Genomic DNA, 11,013 nt, shown 5'->3' on the forward strand with positions numbered 1-11,013 from the left:
ATTGTTCTTATTTTTTTATTTTGGATGGTTCAGTGCTCCAAACTTTCAAAGCTTGCATATACATTTTCGACTCTCGGATTAATGCTTTGGTCCATGGGTAATACAGCTGATTTAATCGATGAGATAGTGAGACAGCCTTACTGGGTAAGTATTTATTTTGAAGATTTATGCAGAACCAGCGGCATGCTTTTAACTTCTTATGGTTTATTTAAAACGATGCGCTTTGTACAAAGTATTAATAATCGATTAGTGCGTGAGCTAATTATTGATGATTTAACCAAGGTACATAACAGACGTTATTTTTATCAGCACGCTAAAGATGCTCAGAACTCGCCTTACGTTATTTTAATTATCGATATAGACCACTTTAAAGCTATTAATGACGAATTTGGTCACGATGTCGGTGATTTAGTACTTAAAGAATTAGCAACCAAATATGACAATGCTTTTGTACATAATAATAAATTTTCTCGCTTAGGTGGTGAGGAGTTTGGTGGCTACTTACCTATAAGCAACATGTTGCAAGCTTGTGATTTTTCACAGCAATTAATTACCATTGCGCATACTATTAATATTCAAAATATTCGCCACTTAACAGTGAGTATAGGTGTTGCAATGCAAATGCCTAATGAGCCTTTAGATAAAGTAATGAAACGCGCCGACCAAGCTTTATATTTAGCTAAAAAGAATGGCCGAGATCGTTTTGAAGTTGCCCCGTAAGCGTTTTTAATTATATAAAAACACGTCCTTATTGTTTGCACATTTACTACACTTTTTAACGTTTTCGTAAGGAAATGTCAGTGAGGGTAATGCTTTGTAAATCATGAAATTAAAATAGAATGTTTGGGTCATAATGGGGATATTAATAATAAGGAATAACCTTAATGACCAACTCCCTTTTAAAAGCTGCATTACCCTTAACTCTAATTACTGTTTTGTCGGGCTGTGGCTCTGATGATAGTTCAAGCTCAACAGGCTACATTCAAATGTATAATGGCTCGTATAACAGCCCATACACACGTCTATTTGTTGAAGAAACAGAACGTTCAGGCGCTGATTTTGCCGATGTAACTACTCGCCATAACTACAGCACAGGCACTTATGATGTAAGTTTTGAGTACCTAGATGCTAACGACAGCTATATAACAATTAGCGACCAAGAAATTTCTATTAAAGGTGACAAAACACAGTTAGTAGTAATGAGCGGCAATTTTGATGAGCCTACATTTACAGAGCTTAGCGTACCTATTACAAGCGATACGGGTGAGTTTAACTTAGGGTTTTATAATATTGCAGGGGAGGATACTAACTACGATATTTACTTAGCAACTGATGATGGCGTATTTGAAAGCGCGACACTTTTTTCATCGGCTCAATATTTAAGTGAGTTAGATCTGCAAAGCGTTGATGAAGGTTATTACACTATTTACATAACCGAAGCGGGCAGCAGTGATGTTGTGTACGAGTCGTCATCTGTTTATTTATACGACGAAGCAAGCTATGTAGCAATGATCCGCCCAAGTTACGCTACAGAAGAAGGCGGTATTACGCTTGATGTAGTAACCGATAACAACTACGTTACTGAGCTTAAACATCAATCTGCCCTGGGGCAATTACGTTTTATAAATACGGTTGATGACTACTCGCCAGTGAGCTTTTCTGCTACACGCGGTACAACTGTAAACACAACAAATATAGTCGCTAGTGACTCTTATACCGATTATGTTGAACTTTCGCCTAATAGTTACAGCGTAGCGATGTACGACGAAGAAGGTACAAAACTAGCTGATAACTTTTTAATGACGCTAGAGCGTGAGCAAAGTGCGGTGGGTATTTTTTATAACGACGTTGATAACGGTTTACGTATGTTGAGCGTTGAAGAAAACCTAACACCAAGTAGTTACAGCCATACGGTATCGGTTGTAAACCTAATTGAAAGCTACGCAGGGCAATCGGTTTCAGATGTAGATGTGTACTTTACACTTAACGGCGAAACGGTAGACGACACCAGTAACGTAGTCGATGGCCTAGATAAGTATGACCAAGAAGAGCAGGTTGTAGATAACGAAATTTACACGGTTTATGTTGTATATGAAGATAATGGCCAGCAAATTGTGCTTATTCAGCAAAGCGATATGGACTTTACACAAGAGGGTAACTACATATTGATTTTAGAGCATGATGAAACAACAAGCTCAGGTTATAAAATGACCCTAGAGCGCACTATTACCGATAGTGTTGAATAAATCTAAACATATTAAGTAGCATAAAGCCTAAGCACTTTAAGTACTTAGGCTTTTTTATTGAACAAAATTTACCTACTCATTAATAATTAGGTACACTCAGGGCATAATAATTAATAAGAGTGTGCCATGGATGATTTAGTTGGGTTAGCCGTCATAGTAATACTGGTTGTAGTTGCCGGTGCTATTTGCGGCTTAATAGCGCTAGTGCAGTTAAATGGATTAAAACAAGAAGTTGCTGTTTTAAGGGCCAAAATAACACATCTACAAACACATAAATCGATATCGCAAAGTGAACCTCAAAGTGAAGCATCTACGGCTCAGGCAGCGCTTTCAAGATCTGAGCCAATTGCTCATAAAGCACAGCCAAACTTAACGCCCCAAAGCGTGTCGCCACCTGTAATAAATCAGCTATCAGCGCCTCCTAAAAAAGCCAAACCAGCTGAAGCATCAGCCATAGAATTACTATTTAATAAATTACGCGCAGGGTTTGAAGAGAACTGGATGACCTGGATAGGCGCAATAGCGCTTGCGTTTGGGGGCATATTTTTAGCTAAATACAGCCTAGAAGCTGGATTATTATCGCCTGTAATGAGGTTGAGTTTAGGTGGCTTATTTGGGCTTGGCCTAATTGCAGCCGCAGCTTATTTACACCATAAACGCATTGTATTTGAAGGCTTTAATAATTACATACCCGCAGCGCTTGCAAGCGGCGGGTTTATTACCTGTTTTGCTTTAACGCTTTTAGCTTACAGTAGCTACGATATGCTTAGCCCTACCGTGGCATTTTTTGCGTTAGCTATTATAGCAATTAGTGCAAGCGCGATGGCGCTTAGGTTAGGCCCGCTATTGGCCGTGCTTGGTATTATTGGCGCTTACAGCGTACCAATATGGGTTAGCACTGGCAGTGGTAACTTGTTTGCATTATTTATGTATGTTGGCTTTGTAAGTTTGTCAGCCGCGTTAGTTGCACATAAAGTACAACGTATTTGGCTATGGTATTTACTATGGGCAGGGCATATTGGTTGGTATTTAGTTGGTTTTACATTACTTAAAATTAATACCGTTTGGTTAATGGGGGCATTTGCTTTACTTAGTATTATTGGGTTAATTGCTATACCGCGCTTAGGTCTAAAACTGAATGTTATTGAACATCGCCCGCACAGTTTAAAACGCTTAATTAAAGTGCTTCCAGATCATGCATTATTACTCGCCTTTATGGCGCCCTTAATATTTACCATGCTAATAAGTCACTTTGATATGCAGTGGCAAACAATCGGCGTGTTGAGTATTGTATTGGTGTTGTTTTTAGTCCTTAAAAATAGCCGTTGGGATGTTTGGCAGGGCGTAGCGTTAGTTATTTCAACACTATTAGTGATAGGCGCTCAGCGCACGCATCTTTCGCCAAACCTATTTGATGACGCCCTCTTTGTATTCAAAAATGAATACGGTTTGGGTTTATTACTCGGATTGTTACTTACCGCTTTTGGGCTTTATTACGGTAAAAAACAGATTAAGCGTTTAGCGTTTCATATTACGGGAGCATTTAGTGTATTTGTAATGATAGCGACTTTATATACGCTTATTCCTAATTCCGCGTTAAGTACTGCATATCCACTTTGGGCCGTTGTATTGTTTGTAGTCGCCGCTATTTTAATAAAGCTCGCGCAACATAATACAACGCTATTTCAGCGTTTTACTTATTGGGTAGGCGCTAATGCCAATATTACGTTAGCAATTACCATGCTACTAAGTGACAGCGGCCTAACCATTGCTCTTGCTGTACAAGTATTACTTATAAGCGTACTTATTAAACGCTATAGCGTGCCTATGCCACATTGGCCTATAAAAGCCTTGGTTGCTGCGTTATTACTGCGCCTTACGCTTTCACCTTGGACGCCAAGTTACGATGCACTCACGGTATTTGGTTTGCATTGGAGCATTGTGGTTTATCCGTTATGTATTGCGTTATTTTTTGCCGCAGCTAGGTGCTTTAAAGCATCTCAATTAAAAGTATGGTTAGAAGGTGCAGCCCTTCATTGTTTAGCACTTTTTATTACAACCGAAACAAGTTATCAGTTAGTAGGGCATTATCCGCAATTTGATTCACTTAACTTTTACGAACAAATACTCCTTACCTGTAACTGGCTGGCATTAGGGTGTGTGTATTTACACAGAGCAAAACTTGCCGGTACTTTAGCTAAGTTATACCAAGTGGCGGGCTTTGCACTTGTAGGGTTAGCAGGGCTTTTTGCTATTAAAACACTGCTTGACGACAACCCATTATTTGAATCACTTTACATAGGTGAGCTGCCAATATTTAACTGGTTATTACTATTGTGGTTAGTACCTGCAGGATTAACGCTTTGGCTGGCCAAGCTTGTAAAACCAATAAACGCTAAAGCTACGCCATTTATATTGGCCGTTGCGGGTGGGTTTATATTATTGGCAATAAACAGCTTTATTCGCCAATACTGGCAAGGGCCTTATATTTACTTATCAAAAGGCGCAAGTAATGCAGAGCTTTATAGCTACTCTGTTATTTGGTTAGTAATGGGGGCGGGTACTGTTATTTTTGGTCATTTAAAAAACCAGTTATTAATACAAAAAATAGGCTTAGGCTTACTAGCTGCAGTTATTGTTAAAGTGTTTTTAATTGATATGGCTAACTTGGAGGGCTTACTTAAAGCGCTTTCGTTTATTGGATTAGGACTTTCGTTGGTGGGATTAAGTTGGTTGTTCCAAAAGCTTAGAAGCCGAGTAAATCCAGTTTAACTTTATAAACACTTTATAAAGCAAAGCCCAGTGAAGATACTGGGCTTTTTGTTTTACGCTATTACTTGATAGCTTTTAACTAGAGCACTTTTTACTAGAATACTTTTAACTAGATGACTATGTACTGTGATTAAGCAGTGCCTTTAGTTTGCCCGGTTTAATTGGTTTACTTAAATAATGAATATTAGCGGCTTTGGTTTCTTGTTTAAGCTCGGTGTCGCGTACTGCGGTAATTAAAATAGCGGGTACTTGGCTTTGCCAAATTTCGCGCAGGGTTTTAATTAGCGTTATGCCATCGCAGTCACTACCTAATTGATAGTCCATTAAAATAACATCGGGTGCACCGTTTTCTTTAGCGTGCGCCAGTACATTATTTACATTATCAAACAGTGTGTAATTAGCTTGCCACTTTTTAAGTAAGCTTGCCATTGCAGCTAGGTTTTCAGGGTCGTCGTCTACAGCAACAATATTAATTGCTGCACGGTTTTCTATTAAGCTGTTTGTAGTACTTTTTTGTTGTACAAACTGCTCGTCTCCATAAGGTACTTCAATACTAAAACGGCTACCTTTATTAGGCTCAGAATGCACATCAAGCGGCAAACTTAATAAATCAGCCATACGTTTTACAACACCTAAGCCTAAGCCTACGCCTTTGTTATCGCCCGACTCAACACGGTAAAAGTCGTTAAATATTTTTGCTTGCTCTACTTCGCTAATACCAGGGCCTGTATCCCATACTTCTATTCGTAAATTGTGCTTTCGGTTCCTACAGGCAATTAATACACGGCCATTATCGGTGTATTTAACTGCATTAGAGACCAAGTTTTGAATAATTCGGCGCAAATAGGTTATATCGCTGTGCACAATTTGCTGGTGTGAACGCACACTAAGCTTAAGGCCTTTATCACTTGATAAAATAGCGTACTCACTTTGCAATGGCGCTAAAATATCTTCAATATAAAAGTGGCGAGGGGTTGGGGTCATAGCGCCTTGTTCTAGCTTGGCTATTTCAAGTAGTGCCGACATTAAATGCACGGTTGAATCGAGACTGTCGCCTAATTTTTCAAAGCTGTTTTGGTTAGTGCTGTCGAGTTGCTTTTCGTCAATGGCAGCAAGGTATAAACGTGCTGCGTTTAACGGCTGTAAAATGTCGTGGCTCGCCAGTGCTAGAAAGCGCGTTTTACTGTCGTTGGCTTGCTCTGCTTCTCGTTTGGCTAAAGTAAGTGCTTGCTCGGTTTGTACACGGCTATCTATTTGAGCTTGTAAGTCTCTATTAATGGTTTGCACTTCTTGAGTTCGCGCTTCTATGCGGTTTTCAAGATCCATGTTTACTTCTTCAAGCGCATTTTGCGTACTTATGTGATTGGTAATATCCGAAAAGCTGGTAACAAATCCACCATCGGGCAGCGGATTACCAATCATTTCGTATACTTGGCCATTACGACGGTGGCGAATAAAGTGATGCGAGCTGCCGTATTTTAAATGCTGCACACGTTTTTCTACTTGGCGTTCTATTTCGCCAGGGCCACATTCACCACGGTTAGCGTTGTATCTAATAATATCTTCTATGGGTTGGCCTACTTCTAAAAATCCTTCAGGATAGCCAAACATTTCGCTGTAGCGTTTATTCCAAGCTACTAGCTTTAAATCTTTATCGACAACTGAAATACCATGGCTTAAATTTTCGAGTGAGGTAAATAACAGATTTTGATTAAATTGCAACGCTTGTGTGGTTTCGTCAAAAAAGTTTACAACTTCTTCAAACGCCATACGCTTACCCGACGATACCGTATGTATTAATGCTTGTGCGGAAGATGCGCCCAGCACGCCTGTTAACGCGCGTTCGCAGTAGGCTATAAATTCAGGCTCTGGGTGTGCGTTGTTATCGCTTAAGTGATGGGCGAGTGCGTAATGCGCCAATACTTGTTGGCTGCGCTGAATACCTAAAAAGGTTTGTAGTAGTATTTTAAAGTCGTAAACAGTGGCTTTTACGTCTTTATTTAAGCGCCTTGATAAAATAGCCTGATCTTTAGGGTTAACAAAAGCAGCTGCCTGAATCTTATCAATTAAGCGCTCCTCAGCCCCAAGTGAAAAACTAATATAACACCCAATATTGGCAAACAAAGCTATCAAGGTTCCACGCGTTATAAGCGTTTGTTGTAGCTCGCTATCAAGCGTTGCTCCGGCATCGAGTATTGGCAGCATTAAAAATAGTACCCAGCAAATAAAGCCCGCTACTAAACCTGCATAAACCCCATAAGCATGGCCTTTTCGCCAGTATAAACCGCCCACAATAGCGGGTAATAATTGAGTAACAAGTGAAAAAGCAACTAAGCCCATACTTGCCAGCGCGCTGCTATGGCCAAACCATTGTTGATAGAAATAGGCCAAAATTAATATGCCTGCAATAGCAAAGCGCCTTACAAGTAAAATTCGAGACTTATAACTGGTAGTAATTAAGTTGCGTTTAAATTTACGACGTAGCATTAGGGGTAATACCACATCGTTTGAAATCATCGTGCTTAATGTAAGCGTTGCTACCACTATCATTGCGGTGGCGGCCGATAAACCACCTATAAATACAAAGGTAGTTAAAAAGGCGTTGTCGTTAATTAACGGTAGGGCAAGTACAAAGCTGTCGGGTGAATAGCCGCTGCCAATTTCAGGATGAATTGCCGCAGTCGCAATAGGTAAAATCATTGCGGCAGTTAATAGTAAATACAGCGGGAAAGCCCAGCGAGCGGTAAGTAAGTGGCGTTTGTTTTGATTGTCGACCACGGTTACATGAAACTGGCGTGGTAAACATATAATAGCGGCCGCAGCCATTAAAGACTGGCCAATAAAGTTAAAGCTAAAGAAGTTAAAGTCGCTCCAATGGGCCCAAATCGACTCGGTTACTTTATTTGAAGTAGGCTCTGGCATATTAAATAAGGTGTAAACAGCAAGGCCTGCTACAGCAATAAGTGCAATAAGTTTAATCATCGATTCAAACGCGACAGCAAGCATTAACCCAGAGCGATACTCTGTTACGTCAACTTTGCGGGTACCAAAAAATATTGCAAATAAGGCCATAATTAATGTGGCAGAAAGCGCGAGCATATCGCCTGATATTTTATTACTGTTTTGCAAAAGTAAAAAGCTGGTACTAAGCGCTTTTAATTGCAGTGCAATGTAGGGAATAGTCGCCAGTAAGGCGATTACAGTAACCATAATAGCGGTAGTTTGGCGTTTGCCGTAACGAGCTGAAATAAAGTCAGCAATAGTCGTTATGTTTTGTTTTTTGCTTACCAGTACCAGCTTACGTAAAAACCCTTGGCCGAATAAAAACAGCAGCGCAGGGCCCAATAATATTGGCAAATAACTCCAGCTGCTGGTGGCGGCTGTACCCACTGAGCCGTAGTAAGTCCAAGAGGTACAGTAAATCCCAAGTGAGAGTGAATACACAAAAGGGTGATGGCTAATACGCTTCGCCAAAGGGGTTGTTTTATCGCCCCAATTGGCGAGCCAAAACAGCACACCTATATAACTTAAAGCAACAATAATGAGTACGGCAGTCATGTTGTTATTAAACCTTATTATTTTAAATAGTCCCTCAACCCTATGAGGGATTAACACAATACCAGAACTGAGGTTAAGTGTGAGGCTTGAATTTAAAATAAAACTTTCATTTTATTTCTATCTTATTGAATATTAATAACAAAAATAAAATCATCTCAAGCATTAGACTAATGTCGCATTAATAAACAACTTACCAATTTAATAGTAAAGCCAATTCAAAAAATTAAGCTAACCAATTGAAATAAAATGAAAATGTATAAAATACGTTTGAATGATAAATACAGTTTACGTAAACGTTAACAAGCTGTTGCGACTATGGTCTCAATTCAATATGTAACCAGCGTTGCTAAATTGGTAAGCGAAGATAAAAAACCACTCATCGCGATATTGCGGTGCTTAAAGGGGAAAACAAAAATGGCTTTTAAAGATGAAGAACAAGCAAAAGCTTATTGGGCAGAAAACATTTCGCTGTTATTTAAACTATTAGCAGTGTGGTTTATCGTGTCTTTCGGCTTTGGCATATTACTGGTTGATGTACTTAATGAAGTGCGTTTTTTTGGGTTTAAACTTGGCTTCTGGTTCGCCCAGCAAGGCGCGATTTATACCTTTGTTGCTTTGATTTTTGTGTACGTTTTCAAAATGAATACGTTAGATAAAAAATACGGCGTAGACGAATAGGAGCTAAGCAATGGATGTTCAAACACTCACGTTTATAATTGTTGGTTTAAGCTTTGCGCTTTATATCGGCATAGCAATTTGGGCCCGTGCGGGTTCAACTAAAGAGTTTTATGTAGCAGGCGGCGGCGTACCTCCTCTTGCTAATGGTATGGCAACGGCTGCCGATTGGATGAGCGCCGCGTCGTTTATTTCAATGGCGGGTATTATTTCGTTTGCAGGTTACGATGGCAGCGTTTACTTAATGGGGTGGACAGGTGGTTATGTACTATTAGCCATGTGTTTAGCGCCTTACTTACGTAAATTCGGCAAGTTTACTGTGCCAGACTTTATTGGCGACCGTTACTACTCACGCACCGCGCGTTTAGTGGCAATTGTATGTGCCATATTCATTTGTTTTACTTACATTGCAGGGCAAATGCGTGGCGTAGGCGTCGTATTTTCACGCTTTTTAGAAGTAGAAATTGAAACCGGTGTTTACATTGGTATGGTGATTGTATTCTTTTATGCGGTACTTGGCGGCATGAAAGGCATTACCTACACACAAGTAGCGCAGTATTGTGTACTTGTATTTGCCTACCTTGTACCAGCCATTTTTATCTCGATGATGATGACGGGTCATTTCTTCCCACAAACCGGTTTTGGTGCCACATTAATTGGCAGCGATGGCGTGTACGTACTTGATAAACTAGACGGCTTAAGCGCTGAACTTGGTTTTGCGCAATATACCGAAGGCTCTAAGAGCATGATTGACGTGTTCGCTATTACTGGCGCGTTAATGGTAGGTACTGCTGGTTTACCACATGTAATTGTTCGCTTTTTCACTGTACCTCGCGTAAAAGACACGCGTATTTCTGCAGCATGGACACTTGTGTTCATCGCGATTGTTTATACTACAGCACCTGCGGTTGCAGCCTTTGCTCGAGTAAACATGGTTGATACTATTAATGGTAAAGACGGTAGCGGTACAGCTTACGCAGAAGCACCTGGATGGATTAAAAACTGGGAACGCACAGGTTTAATTACATTTGATGATAAAAACGGCGATGGCAAAATGTTCTACACGGCGGGTAAAATCACCGATCCGAACAGTGCTAACGAAGTAAACGTAGACCGCGACATTATGGTATTAGCAAATCCAGAGATTGCTAACTTACCAGCATGGGTAATCGCACTTGTAGCTGCTGGTGGTATTGCCGCTGCACTTTCTACAACAGCAGGTTTACTACTGGTTATTTCGACCTCCGTTTCGCACGATTTACTCAAGCGAACTCTCAAGCCCGATATTACCGACAAGCAAGAGTTACTTGCAGCGAGGTTGGCAGCCATGGTCGCTATTGTTATCTCCGCGTACTTTGGTATTAACCCGCCTGGGTTTGTGGCATCGGTAGTGGCATTTGCATTCGGCTTGGCGGCAGCGAGTTTCTTCCCAGCAATTATTATGGGTATATTCTCTAAAACAATGAACCGCGAAGGCGCCATTGCAGGCATGGTAACGGGTATTGGCTTTACCGCTGCGTATATCATCTTCTTCAAGTTTGTTAGCCCAGAGCTAAACAGCCCTGAAAACTGGTTTTTAGGTATTTCGCCTGAAGGTATTGGCTTAATTGGTATGATTATTAACTTTGCAGTTGCTGCAATTGTTCTTAAGTTTACTAAACCTACACCGGTTGAAATTCAAGAAATGGTTGAAAGCATTCGTAACCCAAAAGGGTCTGCAGAAGCACACGACCACTAGGCTATAATTTATAGATATAGTTTA

At 40.3% G+C, this 11,013-nt stretch carries 6 protein-coding genes; 5 read left to right on the forward strand and 1 reads right to left on the reverse strand.

Features of this window, described 5'->3' with window-relative positions; all coding sequences use genetic code 11:
- The 3 genes from GQR46_RS10035 to GQR46_RS10045 form a co-directional block, all read left to right on the forward strand.
- Positions 1-720: GGDEF domain-containing protein (locus tag GQR46_RS10035; protein WP_240922900.1), on the forward strand; the 720-nt coding region annotated here is incomplete at its 5' end.
- Positions 721-884: 164 nt separating this feature from the next.
- The gene (locus GQR46_RS10040; protein ID WP_165727296.1) at positions 885-2,246 is read left to right on the forward strand and encodes a hypothetical protein; all 1,362 of its coding nucleotides are present in this window, start codon (positions 885-887) and stop codon (positions 2,244-2,246) included.
- Positions 2,247-2,372: 126 nt separating this feature from the next.
- Entirely contained in the window at positions 2,373-5,018 is a 2,646-nt protein-coding gene (locus tag GQR46_RS10045; protein ID WP_165740861.1) for a DUF2339 domain-containing protein, read from the forward strand.
- 117 nt (positions 5,019-5,135) lie between these two features.
- Here GQR46_RS10045 and GQR46_RS10050 read toward each other — a convergent pair whose 3' ends face one another.
- Positions 5,136-8,576, reverse strand: coding sequence for a PAS-domain containing protein (locus GQR46_RS10050; RefSeq protein ID WP_165727298.1), 3,441 nt, complete (start codon positions 8,574-8,576; stop codon positions 5,136-5,138).
- Positions 8,577-8,990: 414 nt separating this feature from the next.
- Between GQR46_RS10050 and GQR46_RS10055 the strand changes: the two genes are divergently transcribed.
- Together GQR46_RS10055 and GQR46_RS10060 are read left to right on the forward strand one after the other, a co-directional pair.
- On the forward strand, positions 8,991-9,254 hold the full coding sequence (locus GQR46_RS10055; RefSeq protein ID WP_007377498.1) for a DUF4212 domain-containing protein: 264 nt from the start codon (positions 8,991-8,993) through the stop codon (positions 9,252-9,254).
- A gap of 10 nt (positions 9,255-9,264) precedes the next feature.
- Positions 9,265-10,989, forward strand: coding sequence for a sodium:solute symporter family protein (locus GQR46_RS10060; protein ID WP_007587184.1), 1,725 nt, complete (start codon positions 9,265-9,267; stop codon positions 10,987-10,989).
- The last annotated feature ends 24 nt before the right edge of the window (positions 10,990-11,013 follow it).

It is taken from the genome of Pseudoalteromonas sp. Z1A6, assembly GCF_011378745.1.
Taxonomy (GTDB): Bacteria; Pseudomonadota; Gammaproteobacteria; order Enterobacterales; family Alteromonadaceae; genus Pseudoalteromonas; species Pseudoalteromonas arctica.